Source organism: Citrobacter sp. Cpo015, assembly GCF_030333035.1.
Taxonomy (GTDB): Bacteria; Pseudomonadota; Gammaproteobacteria; order Enterobacterales; family Enterobacteriaceae; genus Citrobacter; species Citrobacter portucalensis.
Genome location: NZ_JAOWGS010000038.1, coordinates 64,037 through 78,295, shown reverse-complemented (window position 1 = coordinate 78,295; position 14,259 = coordinate 64,037). Strand labels below are relative to the sequence as shown.

Genomic DNA, 14,259 nt, shown 5'->3' with positions numbered 1-14,259 from the left:
GCGGCTCACACTATTGCGGAGGTGGTTATGAAAATCGTCATTATTGGTGCCAGTGGTACAGTGGGTCGCGCAGTTACGCAAGCATTGAGCCGTAAACATGAGGTGGTCCGCGTGGGTCGCACTCAGGGTGATTACCAGGTCGATATCACCTCGCAGGAGAGTGTCAAGGCCTTGTTTGAAAAAGTCGGTCGGGTAGATGCGATCGTTTCCGCCACCGGTAATCTGTTCTTTGGGCCGCTGTCGACAATGACCGACCAGGACTTTAATCAGGGGCTTCAGGATAAACTATTAGGCCAGATACGCCTGGCATTAACCGGGCAGCATTTCCTGAATGATGGCGGATCGATAACGTTAATTAGCGGCATTATCGCCCACGAGCCCATCGCCCAGGGGACAAACGCCGCAACGATCAATGCCGGGCTGGAAGGATTTGTTCGCGCCGCGGCCTGTGAACTGGGCCATGGTCAACGCATTAACCTGATAAGTCCGACCGTGCTGAGTGAGTCCGCCGAAGCTTACGACAGTTTCTTCCCGGGCTTTGAAAGCGTGCCTGCCACCACCGTCGCCAACGCCTACCGCCGCAGTGTGGAAGGCATCCAAACCGGGCGTATTTATAAAGTCGGTTACTGACTTTGCCGCTGCCGTTGACACATCACCCACGGCAGCGTGATTAACCCACTGTTTTAAAATACTTTATCTTTTTCCTCGCATTAACCCACACCCTTTACAATGTTAAATATTTGTTGCTTTTGATCACAAATAATAAACAAACAAGCTCATTCTGTGCGCGTTTTTCAAAAATGTAGATATTTTTAATTTATGGCTACGAAACGAGCTGCGCCATATCTCCCTGACAATCTACTGAGAGGAACGATTTGATGAACGCACTGACTGCCGTAAAACCGAACGCTGAAGATCCAGCCCAGCACTACAGCGGTTTCACGCTGAAACCCTCAGCCCAATCCCCACGCCTGCTGGAGCTGACTTTTTCTGCTGAGACCACTGAGCAATTTCTGCAGGCCGTCGCGCAGTGGCCGGTTCAGGCGCTGGAATACAAATCCTTCTTGCGCTTCAAAGTGAGCAAGATCCTCGACGACCTGTGCGGCAATCAGTTACAGCCCCTGCTGCTGAAAACCCTGCTCGATCGTGCCGAAGGCGCACTGCTAATCAATGCCGTTGGCGTAGATGACGTGGCGCAGGCGGAAGAGATGGTCAAGCTGGCAACGGCGGTAGCGCACCTCATCGGACGCTCTAATTTTGATGCGATGAGCGGTCAATATTACGCTCGTTTTGTGGTGAAAAACGTCGATAACTCAGACAGCTATCTGCGCCAGCCTCACCGAGTGATGGAATTGCACAACGACGGAACCTACCTCGAAGAAATCACCGATTACGTGCTGATGATGAAGATCGACGAGCAGAACATGACCGGCGGTAACTCGCTGCTGCTGCACCTCGACGACTGGGAGCATCTGGAGCAGTACTTTACCCATCCTCTGGCACGTCGCGCCATGCGCTTTGCCGCACCGCCAAGCAAAAACGTCAGTCAGGAAGTGTTCCATCCGGTATTTGACGTTGACCAGCAGGGCCGCCCGGTAATGCGCTACATCGACCAGTTCGTCCAGCCAAAAGACTATGAAGAAGGCGTCTGGCTGAGTGACCTGTCCGATGCGCTGGAAACCAGCAAGAGCATTATTTCCGTTCCGGTTTCAGTGGGTAAATTCCTGCTGATCAACAACCTGTTCTGGCTGCACGGGCGCGATCGCTTCACTTCGCATCCGGACCTGCGCCGCGAACTGATGCGCCAGCGTGGTTATTTTGCGTACGCGACCAACCACTACCAGACCCATCAGTAAGCGCGAAGGAAAAGCGGATGTATGATTTTGTGATTATTGGCGGCGGCATTATCGGCATGTCGACCGCCATGCAACTGATTGATGTCTATCCGGACGCCAAAATCGCGCTACTGGAAAAAGAGTCTGGCCCGGCCTGCCACCAGACGGGCCACAACAGCGGCGTCATTCATGCCGGGGTCTATTACACCCCCGGCAGCCTGAAGGCACAGTTTTGCCTGGCCGGAAATCGCGCCACAAAAGCCTTTTGCGACCAAAACGGCATCCGCTACGACGTCTGCGGAAAAATGCTGGTTGCCACCTCCGCTCTGGAAATGGAGCGCATGCGCGCGCTTTGGGATCGCACCGCCGCTAACGGTCTGGAGCGCGAATGGCTAAATGCGCAGGAACTTCGCGAGCGTGAACCCAATATCACCGGACTGGGCGGCATTTTTGTCCCGTCGAGCGGGATTGTCAGCTACCGCGAAGTCACCGCCGCGATGGCGAAGATTTTCCAGGCCAAAGGCGGTGAAATTATTTACAACGCCGAGGTCAGCGCGCTGAAAGAGCATGCTGCGGGCGTAATTGTCCGTACCCGTCAGGGCCAGGAATATGAAGGCGCGACGCTGATTAGCTGTTCTGGCCTGATGGCGGATCGACTGGTAAAAATGCTCGGCGTTGAACCTGGCTTTATCATCTGTCCGTTCCGGGGCGAATATTTCCGCCTGGCGCCAGAACATAATCAGATAGTTAACCATTTGATCTACCCCATCCCCGACCCGGCGATGCCGTTTCTCGGCGTTCATCTGACCCGGATGATTGACGGCAGCGTCACCGTCGGCCCCAACGCGGTACTGGCATTTAAACGTGAAGGCTACCGTAAACGTGACTTCTCGCTCAGCGATACGCTGGAGATCCTCGGCTCTTCTGGTATTCGCCGCGTGCTGCAAAACAACCTGCGCTCAGGGCTTGGTGAAATGAAGAATTCGCTGTGCAAAAGCGGTTATCTGCGGCTGGTACAAAAGTACTGCCCGAGCCTGACGCTTAAGGATCTGCAGCCGTGGCCTGCGGGCGTACGGGCACAGGCGGTGTCACCTGATGGCAAGCTTATCGACGATTTTCTGTTTGTCACCACGCCACGCTCAATTCATACCTGTAACGCCCCTTCTCCGGCAGCAACGTCGGCAATCCCTATCGGCGCACATATTGTCAGCAAAGTTCATGCGCTGCTGGAGAACCAGAGTAACCCCGGACGCACGCTGCGTGCGGCACGTAGCGTGGAGACATTACACGCCGCATTTACCCGTTAAACCGATTAAGACAGGAAGCAATCATGCAACTTAACGATCCAACATTATTTCGCCAGCAGGCACTGATCGACGGCAACTGGCGTGACGCCAACAGCGGCGAGACCATCGCAGTGACCAATCCCGCCAACGGTCAGCAATTGGGTAGCGTACCTAAAATGGGGGCAGATGAAACCCGCGAAGCGATTAACGCCGCTAACCGCGCCCTGCCAGCCTGGCGTGCGCTGACCGCCAAAGAGCGAGCCAATATCCTGCGCCGCTGGTTCAACCTGATGATTGAGCATCAGGACGATCTCGCCCGCCTGATGACCCTGGAACAGGGTAAACCGCTGGCGGAGGCCAAAGGCGAAATCACCTATGCCGCCTCATTTATTGAGTGGTTTGCCGAAGAGGGCAAACGCATCTATGGCGATACGATCCCTGGCCATCAGGCCGATAAGCGTCTGATCGTCATCAAGCAGCCGATCGGCGTTACCGCCGCGATTACGCCGTGGAACTTCCCCTCAGCGATGATCACCCGTAAAGCCGGTCCGGCGCTGGCAGCAGGCTGTACGATGGTGCTTAAACCCGCCAGCCAGACCCCTTACTCCGCACTGGCGCTGGCAGAACTGGCTAATCGCGCCGGGATCCCGGCTGGCGTTTTCAGCGTGGTGACTGGTTCTGCGAGCGCAGTCGGCAACGAGCTAACAGGCAACCCGTTGGTACGCAAGCTGTCATTTACCGGCTCAACCGAAATTGGCCGTCAGTTAATGCAGCAGTGCGCCAAAGACATCAAAAAAGTATCGCTGGAGCTGGGCGGCAATGCGCCATTTATCGTCTTTGACGATGCCGATCTCGATAAAGCCGTGGAAGGTGCGCTGGCATCGAAGTTCCGTAACGCCGGGCAAACCTGCGTCTGCGCCAATCGCCTGTACGTGCAGGACGGCGTGTATGAGCGTTTTGCCGAAAAACTCCAGCAGGCAGTGAGCAAGCTGCATCTCGGCGATGGTCTACAACCTGACGTCACCACCGGGCCACTGATCGACGAGAAAGCGATAGCCAAAGTGCAGGAACACATCGCCGACGCTCTGGATAAAGGCGCACGCATTATCGCGGGCGGTAAACCTCATGCGCTCGGCGGTAACTTCTTCCAGCCCACCATTCTGGTAGATGTGCCTGATAACGCGAAGGTCGCCAAAGAAGAAACCTTCGGCCCGCTGGCTCCGCTGTTTCGTTTTAAAGACGAAGCTGACGTCATCGCTCAGGCCAACGACACCGAGTTTGGTCTGGCCGCCTATTTCTACGCCCGTGATTTAAGCCGCGTCTTCCGCGTTGGCGAAGCGCTGGAGTACGGCATCGTCGGGATTAACACCGGCATTATCTCCAACGAAGTCGCCCCGTTTGGGGGGATAAAAGCCTCCGGTCTTGGCCGTGAAGGATCGAAATACGGCATCGAAGACTACTTAGAAATCAAATATATGTGCATCGGCCTTTAATAAAACAAATACTGGAGAACACCTGATGAGCACCAACAAAGAACTCATGCAACGTCGCAGCAACGCCGTTCCCCGTGGCGTAGGACAGATCCACCCTATTTTTGCCGAGCGGGCAGAAAACTGTCGGGTCTGGGACGTTGAAGGCCGTGAATTCCTCGACTTTGCTGGCGGTATTGCGGTGCTGAACACCGGTCACCTGCACCCGCAGATCGTCTCTGCGGTAGAAGCGCAGTTGAAAAAGCTGTCCCATACCTGTTTCCAGGTGCTGGCCTATGAGCCGTACCTGGAGCTGTGTGAAATCATGAATAAGAAAGTGCCGGGTGATTTCGCCAAGAAAACCCTGCTGGTGACCACCGGTTCTGAAGCGGTAGAAAACGCGGTGAAAATCGCCCGCGCCGCCACCAAGCGTACGGGGACTATCGCCTTTAGCGGCGCTTACCACGGCCGTACCCACTACACCCTGTCACTGACCGGGAAAGTCAATCCGTACTCCGCCGGAATGGGGCTGATGCCGGGCCACGTGTATCGCGCGCTTTATCCTTGCCCGCTGCACGGCATCAGTGAAGATGATGCTATCGCCAGCATTCACCGCATTTTCAAAAACGATGCCGCGCCAGAAGACGTCGCCGCCATCGTGATTGAACCGGTTCAGGGTGAAGGCGGCTTTTACGCGGCATCTCCTTCCTTTATGCAACGACTGCGCGCCATTTGTGACGAACACGGGATCATGCTGATTGCCGATGAAGTACAGAGCGGTGCGGGCCGTACCGGTACGCTGTTTGCCATGGAGCAGATGGGCGTAGCGCCCGATCTCACCACCTTCGCCAAATCCATCGCCGGAGGCTTCCCGCTGGCGGGCGTGACCGGACGCGCCGAAGTCATGGACGCAATCCCACCGGGCGGTCTGGGCGGTACCTATGCCGGTAACCCAATTGCCTGCGCCGCCGCGCTGGCGGTACTGAACATTTTTGAACAGGAAAATCTGCTGCAAAAAGCCAACGAGCTGGGGCAAACCCTGCGCGAAGGCCTGCTGGCTATCGCGGAAACCCATCGCGAGATTGGCGACGTACGCGGGCTGGGCGCGATGATTGCTATCGAACTGTTCGAAAACGGCGACCACACGAAACCAGACGCCAAACTGACTGCGGAAGTGGTGGCGCGTGCACGCGAGAAAGGACTGATCCTGCTCTCCTGCGGACCTTACTACAACGTGCTGCGCATTCTTGTCCCGCTGACCATTGAAGATGCGCAAATCCGCCAGGGGCTGGACATTATCGCCCAATGTTTTGCCGAGGCAAAGCAAGGTTAAACCCCCGAATAAAAACGGGAAATTGTAGGCCGGATAAAGCGCAAGCGCTGCCATCCGGCAATGTTGTGATGCCCGGTGGCGCTACGCTTACCGGGCCTACGGGTAAGGTGCAGGAAGCGACGTCAATAACAATAACGAGGTTTAAAGATGGGGCAAGTGTCACAATCACATGATTTAGGGGGCGGGCTGAAATCACGCCACGTCACCATGCTGTCTATTGCCGGGGTAATCGGCGCAAGTCTGTTCGTCGGTTCAAGTGTGGCGATTGCAGAAGCCGGTCCCGCAGTATTATTAGCCTATCTGTTCGCCGGATTGCTGGTGGTGATGATTATGCGCATGCTGGCCGAAATGGCCGTTGCCACCCCGGATACCGGTTCTTTTTCCACTTACGCCGATAAGGCCATTGGCCCGTGGGCAGGTTATACCATCGGCTGGCTGTACTGGTGGTTCTGGGTGTTAGTTATCCCTCTGGAAGCGAATATCGCCGCCATCATTCTGCACTCCTGGGTACCAGGTATTCCTATCTGGCTGTTTTCTCTGGTTATCACGCTGGCGTTAACCGGCAGTAATTTGCTGAGCGTCAAAAATTACGGTGAGTTCGAGTTCTGGCTGGCGCTGTGCAAAGTGGTTGCCATTCTGGCGTTTATTACCCTCGGTGCGGCGGCGATTAGCGGTTTCTACCCTTATGCCGAGGTTAGCGGAGTTTCACGCCTGTGGGATCAGGGCGGCTTTATGCCCAACGGTTTTGGCGCCGTGATCAGCGCGATGTTAATCACCATGTTCTCCTTTATGGGCGCAGAGATAGTTACCATCGCCGCCGCCGAATCCGATACCCCGGATAAACATATCGTTCGCGCCACCAACTCGGTTATCTGGCGTATCTCTATCTTCTATCTGTGCTCTATTTTTGTGGTGGTGGCGCTGATCCCGTGGAACATGCCGGGCCTGAAAGAAGTCGGTTCTTATCGCTCGGTGCTGGAGCTACTGCATATCCCGCACGCGAAATTGATCATGGACTGCGTCATTTTACTGTCAGTGACCAGTTGTCTTAACTCCGCGCTGTATACGTCATCGCGTATGCTCTACTCCCTGAGCCGCCGTGGCGATGCCCCCGCCTTTATGGGTAAAACGAACCGCAGCAAAACGCCTTATGTGGCGGTGTTACTGTCGACAGGTGCTGCGTTCCTCACCGTCATCGTCAACTATTACGCCCCGGCCAAGGTATTTAAATTCCTGATCGACAGCTCCGGTGCCATCGCGCTGCTGGTGTATCTGGTCATTGCCGTTTCTCAACTGCGGATGCGCAAAATCCTGCTGGCGCGAGGCGGTGAAATTAAACTGAAAATGTGGCTCTATCCGTGGCTTACCTGGCTGGTCATCGCGTTTATTATCTTTGTGCTGGTGGTCATGCTGTTTCGCCCGGCCCAACAGCTGGAAGTTATCTCTACCGGGTTGTTAGCCATAGGAATTATTTGCACCGTGCCCATTATGTCACGCTGGAAAAAACTGCTATCGTGGCAAAAAGCACCATTGCAAAATACGCATTAAACCTGTTCCCGGCGCAGGCCGGGAAATCCTTTCAGGAGTATGACCATGACCGCCATTCCCCAACCGACGGCCATTGATGGATACCGCTGGCTGAAAAACGACATCATCCGCGGTGTGTATCAGCCTGATGAAAAACTGCGTATGAGCCTGCTAACCTCACGCTATGAGCTAGGCGTGGGACCGCTGCGCGAAGCGCTTTCGCAGTTAGTTGCCGAGCGGTTAGTGACAGTGGTTAATCAGAAAGGGTATCGTGTCGCCCCGATGTCAGAGCAGGAGTTGCTCGATATTTTCGATGCCCGCGCCAATATGGAAGCCATGCTGGTCGCGCTGGCCATTGAACGCGGCGACGACGCCTGGGAAGCTGAAATTCTGGCGCGCGCGCATATGCTCAGTAAGCTTGAAGCCATTGACGCCAGCGAACAGATGCTCGACGAGTGGGATCAGCGCCATCAGGCATTTCACTCGGCGATTGTCGCTGGCTGTGGTTCACAATATCTGCTGCAAATGCGCGAACGGCTGTTCTCTCTGGCGGCGCGCTACCGGTTTATCTGGCTACGTAAAACGGTGCTGTCGGTTGAAATGCTGGAAGACAAACACGATCAGCACAAGACGCTGACCGAAGCGATTCTGGCACGTGATGCCACGTGCGCCAGCGAATTAATGCGCCAGCACTTGCTGACGCCGATTCCGATTATTCAACAGGCTATGTCCGGTAAATTACTGACGCAATAAGCCTAAATAACATTACTGTTCCGGAATACGTAAAACCTGCCCAGGATAGATTTTATCCGGGCTTTTTAGCATTGGTTTATTCGCTTCAAATATCTGGTTATATAGGTTGGCATTACCGTAAACCTGTTTGGCAATAGCGCTCAGGGTATCCCCAGATTTCACGGTATAAAACTGGCTTTCGCTCGCGGGTGCAGAGGTTTTAACCTGATCATCTACGCTGGCGATACCAGAGATATTACCAATCGCGATCAGAATTTTTTCTTTTGCTTCCTGACTTAATCCATCACCAGAAACCGTGGCTTTGCCTTCGTTAATTTGCACGTCCACTTTATCCGCATCAGGGATGCCGGTTTTGTTCAGGTGTTCCTGCACTTTTTTTGCCAGATCGGCTGTGTCATGGTTTCCAGTGACCGCATCCCACAGTTTTTCACCTGCATCTTTTACAAAATTGAAGAGTCCCATATCCACCTCGGTAATTAACAATCAACACCCAAAAGTGTAGCAGAGGAGAAAGGGGCACAAAGAAAACGGCGCCAAAGCGCCGTAGTTGAAAGGAATTAATTACGCGTCTGTATCCAGAAGGCATGGATCAAACCAGGAATGTAGCCCAGCAGCGTCAGAACGATATTGAGGATAAATGCCCAGCCGAATCCCTTCCCCAGCAGCACGCCAAGCGGGGGCAGAATAATAGTAAAAACGATTCTCCAGAAACCCATGCACACTCCCTACAAGCAAAAATTAATCATTGTTTAAAAAGAGATTTTATCTCTAAGAGTAGCCATTCTACCCAACTCTGCCAGTATTCCGCGGCTGTTTTACCCTCCTTTACGCTCTTTACGCTGGCGTACGTTGGTTACTTATTTTAGAATACACTTAATTTAGATAATGCTTAAATACATATGACTGAACTTGAACAACTCCAGGCCAGCGCTGAACAGGCTGCCGCCCTGCTAAAAGCGATGAGTAACCCGAAACGGTTGCTGATTTTGTGCATGCTCTGTGGTTCACCCGGTACCAGCGCGGGTGAGTTAGCCCGTGTTACCGGCCTTAGTCCTTCCGCCACATCCCAGCATCTGGCGCGTATGCGTGAAGAAGGTCTGATAGAAAGCCAGCGCGATGCCCAGCGCATCCTCTACTCCATTAAAAATACGGCCGTGAATTCGCTGATCGCCACATTAAAAACACTGTATTGCCCATAAGGAGCCATCATGACTATTGGGACGATTTCCCCACGCGAGGCGCAGACACTGGTCGCGCAGGGTGCAAAACTGATTGATATCCGCGATGCTGACGAGTATCTGCACGAGCATATTCCTGAGGCACATCTGGCGCCATTACCCGCGCTTGAGCAGGGATCGCTGCCAGCGAATTTACGCGCCGAGCAGGTGATTTTTCACTGCCAGTCAGGCAAACGTACACAAAATGCGGCAACAAAACTGAGCGCCATCGCCGCACCCGCGCAGGTCTGGTTGCTGGAAGGTGGAATTGACGGCTGGAAAGCCGCAGGGTTGCCGGTGGCGAAAGACAGTTCACAACCGTTACCGCTGATGCGTCAGGTGCAGATAGCCGCAGGCAGCCTTGCCCTACTCGGCGTTATTCTGGGCTATAGCGTTAGCAGCGCCTTCTTCCTGCTGAGCGGTTTTGTGGGCGCCGGGCTGATACTCGCTGGCGTAACCGGCTTTTGCGGTATGGCGCGATTACTGGACATCATGCCCTGGAACCGACGTACTCATTAAGCGGTAATCATTGAAACAGCACTGTACCCGCCGGTTGACGTGATCTATGGTGAGTTCTGCGATAAATGATAAATAAAGGAGCGCAACAATATGTTTAAACCTGGCGATCTGGTTCAACCGCGTATGGGCGGTCCAAAACTGAAGGTTGTTGAAGTCAATGACGATCAAATTGTGGCGGTACAAGCCAGTAATGAAAGCGGTGATAAATTCACGCTGAAAGCAGCTGATGTCACGCGATATACCGAAGAGGGTGATTTCGGCGTTTGCTGAAAATAAGCGGTGAGGATCTCCTCACCGCCTTCGCAATTAGATCAAAAAGTCATCAAGAGATTTACCGGCAGCCAGCGCCTGGGCAATTGGCTTCGGTGTGCGACCTTGTCCGGTCCATGTTTTCGTTTCACCATTGAGATCGATAAAACGATATTTCGCCGGGCGCGGTTGGCGTTTTTTAACTGAACGTGCCGTCGCAGGTGTTATGCTCAGCAGCTCCTCCGGGCTGATCCCGTCTGCCTGCATCTGCGCCAGCAAGGCATTAATTTTTGCCTGCTGTTCTGCACGTTGGCGCTGTAGCTGTTCTTCTTCATCGCGCCGTTCTTTGGTCACTACCCTGAATTTTTCAAGCATATCTTCCAGTACATCAACGGAAAATTCACGAGCCATTGCACGCAGCGAGCGGATATTATTTAAGTTTTTTAACATTGAACTCATATTAACAAAACCTCTTTAACGTAAAACATAAAAACGGTATTACGCTAAATATTGTATGCAACCAATTATTATATTTCCAGTCTAATTTATTCGTTTATCATTAAACAAATAGCCAACTCTGATATTTATAGCATCCATTCTGCTATCGCCCAGACAATATATTCTATTACCCTGATTGCAGCTTTGAATATACCTGCAAGGTATCTCAGCGCGTCACTTAAGAAACAAGCCGCAGCATCTCGTGGAACCAACGAGTATACATATTGCACATCAGTCAACATTCAGAAAAGGAGCGCAAAAAATTCAGAAAAACAAGCAACAATAACTCTTTGATCTAAAAAGACTTTAATTAACACAGCAACGAAAACACCAAAACGAACAAAAAACAAACCATTACAGAGCATTTTATCGACAAAAAGACAATAAATAAAAATTTTCAGCTAGTTGCTAGTTATTATCCAGGCAGATATCCTATTAAAACGCGAAAGCAGCAAGACAAATCACTAGCAGTTAAGGTATTCAAAACCTTTTTTCCCCTTTTTACAAGGAGCATTAACATGTTCTCTCCGCAGTCACGCTTGCGTCATGCAGTAGCAGACACGTTCGCGATGGTTGTTTATTGTTCTGTCGTGAACATGTTGATCGAAATATTCCTTTCTGGAATGAGCTTCGAACAGTCGCTGTATTCCAGATTAGTCGCTATCCCTGTCAACATACTGATCGCGTGGCCATACGGCATGTATCGTGATTTGTTCATGCGCGCGGCCCGTAAAGCCACGCAGGCAGGATGGGCAAAAAATCTGGCGGATGTGCTGGCTTATGTCACCTTCCAGTCGCCGGTGTATGTGATTATTCTGCTGACGGTTGGCGCAGACTGGCATCAGATTACGGCTGCAGTAAGTTCGAACATCGTGGTGTCAATGCTGATGGGCGCTGTCTATGGCTACTTTCTTGATTATTGCCGCCGCTTGTTTAAGGTCAGCAGCTATCATCAGGCTAAAGCCTGACACGCTTCTTCGCGACTGGCACTGCCAGTCGCGTTATTAGTTAGAATTAACGTCGCCAAACAGCCCGCTCAGATAACGTTCAAGCGCAATACGCGAGCTAAAGCCGTGCGGAATACCATAATGCTCATGAGTCTCTCCGGCTAAATACAGCGGGAATTGCTGGTAATGATCGCAAGTTTTAATATCCGTTGCCGGTTCCGCCAGCGAAGAGCTACGCTCTTTCAACGTGGGATGGATAATTAATGCGGTACGTCCCATGCGAGCTTCACGATTAACATACACATAATTTTCGCCACGCCGATAGCCGTACGTTTTCTGCGTCACTACATCAACGGTAAAGCCCACTTTTTCAAGTACGCGCGCCACCTCATCAGGTCGTAAATACATATTATTTTCCTCGTTATCTTTTACTGCGGGCTTACCTTACCTGATTCAGCATTAGCAACGCTTTCAGAAAAGTCCATAAACGAGTGAACACGATGAGACGAATATCTTAAGAACCGTACAGATTTATGTCAGCGCCAACCGCAGTTGGTAGGCCGCCTGTTGCGCCATTTCCGCCGTGCTGATATTGGTAAATGACAGCAATATTCCCCCCTTTCCTTCTGACGTTATTCGCCAGCGGCTTAGCGCCTGAACCGCTAACCCGGCCTGATTCGCTTTGCGCACCAGCGCAATATCATCTCCGTCTACACTCACCACCAGTTGAATCCCACCTTCCTGAGGAATGACGCTAAACCCTTGTTCGGTCAGGGCGTTTTCCATCCATTGTCGTCGTTCGGCATAATGCTGTCGCATACGTTTTAAGTGTCGCCAGAAGTGGCCGTCTCGCATAAAATCCGCCAGCGTTTGCTGCCATAGAACCGGGACGCTACAGGCCGTTAGCGCCGCTTGTTGGCGAAAGCGTTCAACCTGGGTCAGAGGCACCACCAGCCATGCCGTACGCAAAGCCGGAAACATCGATTTGCTGAACGTTCCGGCATAAATCACCCGCTGAGGCGCATCCAGACTTTTTAGCGGCGGCAACGGCTTACCGTGGTAACGAAATTCACTGTCATAGTCATCTTCGATTACCCACGCCTGCGCACGAGTCGCCCACTCCAGCAACTGGTGGCGACGGTCCAAAGACAGTGCTACCCCCAGAGGGCTTTGATGTGCGGGAGTGAGCAGTACAAAACGCGCCTGCGGGTAGTCGCGGATCCCGGCGCTGACATCCAGACCATCGGCATCCACCGCTACCGGCATCAATTCAATGCGTTCTTGAGCCACCACGGGCAGGATCAGCGGAAAACCGGGATCTTCGACCCACATTCCCTCACCGGGATGCGCCAGAGCGCGCAGGATTAACGTCATTGATGCCGCATAGCCTGAAGTGATAAAAATCTGCTCTGGCTGGCATTCAATGCTGCGTGAAACGCGCAGATAATCAACAATTGCCTGGCGTAACACCCGTTCACCACATACATCGCCCACCACCAGATCAAAACGCGTTTGGGTGCGTAAACGCCGTCCCATCACCCGTGCCCAGACTTCACGCGGAAAAAGATCGAGTGCGGGTAATCCCATCTGAAATAGTTGCGGTCTGGGATTTTCTCCGGCGAAGATGGCAGGCGATGCAGGCGCCCTTTCTGGTCGCAGTTGCTCACTGACAAACGTTCCTGCCTGTCCACGCCGCGCGAGCCAGCCCTGCGCCACCAGCTCTGCATAGGCATTTTCCACCGTCGAGCGTGATACTCCCAGCTCCTGGGCCCAGGTCCTGCTGGAGGGCAATCTGGTACCGGGCTTGAGTTCACCTTTCTCAATTGCGTTTTTTAACTGACGGGCGATTTGCTGATAACGTGGCATTTATGGTCTGCTTTTTTGGCAACAATATGGCTCTCTGTTGCAGTCCATTATAGTGCTACATTGCGGGTCATCCAAACGAGGAGAAATACCATGACAATGTTACGCCAGCCCTATTACGAACTCAGTCCTGAAATCTATAACGCTCTGGTTCAGGCAAGCCAAGCGCTGGAAAACTGCGCGCTGGAACCTACGTTGACGGAACTGATTTACCTGCGGGTCTCGCAAATCAATGGCTGCGCCTTTTGTCTGGAAATGCACAGTAAAGCACTGCGCAAATCCGGTGTTGCGCAGGCCAAACTGGACGCACTGGCAGGCTGGCGGGTGAGTCACCACTTCAGCGAGCAGGAACGTGCGGCGCTGGCGTGGGCCGAATCGGTCACCCAGATTGCCACTACTCACGCCGAAGATGACGTTTATCTGCCGCTGCTAGACCATTTCAGCGCGAAAGAAATTAGCGACCTGACATTTGCCATTAGTCTGATGAACTGCTTTAACCGTCTGGCGGTGGGGATGCGCATGTGATTTTGCGCTGCCGGATGGCGGCATAAATGCCTTATCCGGCCAAGGAAGTACTTTCCTGTAGGCCGGATTAGACGCGACACGTCGCCATCCGGCAACCTGCGATGGTACATACCACTTGCCCCGCCACGCTCATCACCTTGCTCATTATCAATCTAAAATTCCCATATCTTGTATGGTTGAATCTTTTTAAAACTACATCTAGTATCTTTCCTATCAGGACACACACAACCCGACGCCC

General features: G+C 52.8%; 17 protein-coding genes. 12 read left to right on the top strand and 5 right to left on the bottom strand.

Features of this window, described 5'->3' with window-relative positions; translation table 11 throughout:
- Window positions 1-27: 27 nt before the first annotated feature.
- The 7 genes from OGY67_RS21600 to csiR all read left to right on the top strand — a co-directional run bounded on the left by OGY67_RS21600 (window position 28) and on the right by csiR (window position 8,203).
- Window positions 28-630: a short chain dehydrogenase gene (locus OGY67_RS21600; RefSeq protein WP_048215708.1), complete on the top strand. Its 603-nt coding sequence runs from the start codon at window positions 28-30 to the stop codon at window positions 628-630.
- A 248-nt stretch (window positions 631-878) separates the two neighbouring features.
- Window positions 879-1,856, top strand: coding sequence for a glutarate dioxygenase GlaH (gene glaH, locus OGY67_RS21595; protein WP_284880108.1), 978 nt, complete (start codon window positions 879-881; stop codon window positions 1,854-1,856).
- Between the two features lie 17 nt (window positions 1,857-1,873).
- A complete protein-coding gene (gene lhgD, locus OGY67_RS21590; RefSeq protein ID WP_032944687.1) occupies window positions 1,874-3,142 on the top strand; it encodes an L-2-hydroxyglutarate dehydrogenase in 1,269 nt (422 codons plus the stop codon).
- 23 nt (window positions 3,143-3,165) lie between these two features.
- The gene (gene gabD / locus OGY67_RS21585; protein WP_048236619.1) at window positions 3,166-4,614 is read left to right on the top strand and encodes an NADP-dependent succinate-semialdehyde dehydrogenase; all 1,449 of its coding nucleotides are present in this window, start codon (window positions 3,166-3,168) and stop codon (window positions 4,612-4,614) included.
- Between the two features lie 25 nt (window positions 4,615-4,639).
- Window positions 4,640-5,923, top strand: coding sequence for a 4-aminobutyrate--2-oxoglutarate transaminase (gene gabT / locus OGY67_RS21580; protein ID WP_008785600.1), 1,284 nt, complete (start codon window positions 4,640-4,642; stop codon window positions 5,921-5,923).
- A 147-nt stretch (window positions 5,924-6,070) separates the two neighbouring features.
- On the top strand, window positions 6,071-7,471 hold the full coding sequence (gene gabP, locus OGY67_RS21575; RefSeq protein WP_032944690.1) for a GABA permease: 1,401 nt from the start codon (window positions 6,071-6,073) through the stop codon (window positions 7,469-7,471).
- Window positions 7,472-7,516: 45 nt separating this feature from the next.
- Window positions 7,517-8,203 carry a DNA-binding transcriptional regulator CsiR gene (csiR, locus tag OGY67_RS21570; protein WP_032944692.1) on the top strand — a complete coding sequence of 229 codons (687 nt, stop codon included), beginning with the start codon at window positions 7,517-7,519 and terminating at the stop codon, window positions 8,201-8,203.
- Between the two features lie 12 nt (window positions 8,204-8,215).
- On the opposite strand, the gene lysM is transcribed toward csiR, so the two are convergent.
- Together lysM and OGY67_RS21560 are read right to left on the bottom strand one after the other, a co-directional pair.
- Window positions 8,216-8,665: a peptidoglycan-binding protein LysM gene (gene lysM / locus OGY67_RS21565; protein WP_003037241.1), complete on the bottom strand. Its 450-nt coding sequence runs from the start codon at window positions 8,663-8,665 to the stop codon at window positions 8,216-8,218.
- A 95-nt stretch (window positions 8,666-8,760) separates the two neighbouring features.
- Complete coding sequence (locus OGY67_RS21560; protein WP_003037242.1) at window positions 8,761-8,919, bottom strand: YqaE/Pmp3 family membrane protein; 159 nt, start codon at window positions 8,917-8,919, stop codon at window positions 8,761-8,763.
- A 183-nt stretch (window positions 8,920-9,102) separates the two neighbouring features.
- Between OGY67_RS21560 and OGY67_RS21555 the strand changes: the two genes are divergently transcribed.
- The 3 genes from OGY67_RS21555 to OGY67_RS21545 all read left to right on the top strand — a co-directional run bounded on the left by OGY67_RS21555 (window position 9,103) and on the right by OGY67_RS21545 (window position 10,209).
- Window positions 9,103-9,402 (top strand): ArsR/SmtB family transcription factor, encoded by a 300-nt coding sequence (locus tag OGY67_RS21555; RefSeq protein ID WP_057067657.1) that lies wholly within the window; start codon window positions 9,103-9,105, stop codon window positions 9,400-9,402.
- A 9-nt stretch (window positions 9,403-9,411) separates the two neighbouring features.
- On the top strand, window positions 9,412-9,939 hold the full coding sequence (locus OGY67_RS21550) for a rhodanese family protein (RefSeq protein WP_032944694.1): 528 nt from the start codon (window positions 9,412-9,414) through the stop codon (window positions 9,937-9,939).
- Window positions 9,940-10,029: 90 nt separating this feature from the next.
- The gene (locus tag OGY67_RS21545) at window positions 10,030-10,209 is read left to right on the top strand and encodes a GDFGVC terminal motif YodC-like protein (RefSeq protein ID WP_003825999.1); all 180 of its coding nucleotides are present in this window, start codon (window positions 10,030-10,032) and stop codon (window positions 10,207-10,209) included.
- Window positions 10,210-10,245: 36 nt separating this feature from the next.
- Here the strand turns inward: OGY67_RS21545 and stpA are convergent, their stop codons facing one another.
- Window positions 10,246-10,647, bottom strand: a complete 402-nt coding sequence (gene stpA / locus OGY67_RS21540; protein WP_008785604.1) for a DNA-binding protein StpA — start codon at window positions 10,645-10,647, stop codon at window positions 10,246-10,248.
- 557 nt (window positions 10,648-11,204) lie between these two features.
- On the opposite strand from stpA, the gene alaE reads away from it, so the two are divergent.
- Window positions 11,205-11,654 (top strand): L-alanine exporter AlaE, encoded by a 450-nt coding sequence (alaE, locus tag OGY67_RS21535; protein WP_003037259.1) that lies wholly within the window; start codon window positions 11,205-11,207, stop codon window positions 11,652-11,654.
- A 36-nt stretch (window positions 11,655-11,690) separates the two neighbouring features.
- Here alaE and OGY67_RS21530 read toward each other — a convergent pair whose 3' ends face one another.
- Together OGY67_RS21530 and pdxR are read right to left on the bottom strand one after the other, a co-directional pair.
- Window positions 11,691-12,041 carry a DUF2002 family protein gene (locus tag OGY67_RS21530; RefSeq protein ID WP_003037262.1) on the bottom strand — a complete coding sequence of 117 codons (351 nt, stop codon included), beginning with the start codon at window positions 12,039-12,041 and terminating at the stop codon, window positions 11,691-11,693.
- A 123-nt stretch (window positions 12,042-12,164) separates the two neighbouring features.
- The gene (gene pdxR, locus OGY67_RS21525) at window positions 12,165-13,499 is read right to left on the bottom strand and encodes a MocR-like pyridoxine biosynthesis transcription factor PdxR (protein WP_286574485.1); all 1,335 of its coding nucleotides are present in this window, start codon (window positions 13,497-13,499) and stop codon (window positions 12,165-12,167) included.
- A 90-nt stretch (window positions 13,500-13,589) separates the two neighbouring features.
- Between pdxR and OGY67_RS21520 the strand changes: the two genes are divergently transcribed.
- Entirely contained in the window at window positions 13,590-14,021 is a 432-nt protein-coding gene (locus OGY67_RS21520; RefSeq protein ID WP_003825991.1) for a carboxymuconolactone decarboxylase family protein, read from the top strand.
- Window positions 14,022-14,259: the final 238 nt, after the last annotated feature.

Excerpts from the sequence above, each read along its gene's own strand:
- OGY67_RS21600 (WP_048215708.1), top strand. The coding sequence starts at position 28 with ATGAAAATCGTCATTATTGGTGCCAGTGGTACAGTGGGTCGCGCAGTT.
- glaH (WP_284880108.1), top strand. The coding sequence starts at position 879 with ATGAACGCACTGACTGCCGTAAAACCGAACGCTGAAGATCCAGCCCAG.
- lhgD (WP_032944687.1), top strand. The coding sequence starts at position 1,874 with ATGTATGATTTTGTGATTATTGGCGGCGGCATTATCGGCATGTCGACC.
- gabD (WP_048236619.1), top strand. The coding sequence starts at position 3,166 with ATGCAACTTAACGATCCAACATTATTTCGCCAGCAGGCACTGATCGAC.
- gabT (WP_008785600.1), top strand. The coding sequence starts at position 4,640 with ATGAGCACCAACAAAGAACTCATGCAACGTCGCAGCAACGCCGTTCCC.
- gabP (WP_032944690.1), top strand. The coding sequence starts at position 6,071 with ATGGGGCAAGTGTCACAATCACATGATTTAGGGGGCGGGCTGAAATCA.
- csiR (WP_032944692.1), top strand. The coding sequence starts at position 7,517 with ATGACCGCCATTCCCCAACCGACGGCCATTGATGGATACCGCTGGCTG.
- lysM (WP_003037241.1), bottom strand. The coding sequence starts at position 8,665 with ATGGGACTCTTCAATTTTGTAAAAGATGCAGGTGAAAAACTGTGGGAT.
- OGY67_RS21560 (WP_003037242.1), bottom strand. The coding sequence starts at position 8,919 with ATGGGTTTCTGGAGAATCGTTTTTACTATTATTCTGCCCCCGCTTGGC.
- OGY67_RS21555 (WP_057067657.1), top strand. The coding sequence starts at position 9,103 with ATGACTGAACTTGAACAACTCCAGGCCAGCGCTGAACAGGCTGCCGCC.
- OGY67_RS21550 (WP_032944694.1), top strand. The coding sequence starts at position 9,412 with ATGACTATTGGGACGATTTCCCCACGCGAGGCGCAGACACTGGTCGCG.
- OGY67_RS21545 (WP_003825999.1), top strand. The coding sequence starts at position 10,030 with ATGTTTAAACCTGGCGATCTGGTTCAACCGCGTATGGGCGGTCCAAAA.
- stpA (WP_008785604.1), bottom strand. The coding sequence starts at position 10,647 with ATGAGTTCAATGTTAAAAAACTTAAATAATATCCGCTCGCTGCGTGCA.
- alaE (WP_003037259.1), top strand. The coding sequence starts at position 11,205 with ATGTTCTCTCCGCAGTCACGCTTGCGTCATGCAGTAGCAGACACGTTC.
- OGY67_RS21530 (WP_003037262.1), bottom strand. The coding sequence starts at position 12,041 with ATGTATTTACGACCTGATGAGGTGGCGCGCGTACTTGAAAAAGTGGGC.
- pdxR (WP_286574485.1), bottom strand. The coding sequence starts at position 13,499 with ATGCCACGTTATCAGCAAATCGCCCGTCAGTTAAAAAACGCAATTGAG.
- OGY67_RS21520 (WP_003825991.1), top strand. The coding sequence starts at position 13,590 with ATGACAATGTTACGCCAGCCCTATTACGAACTCAGTCCTGAAATCTAT.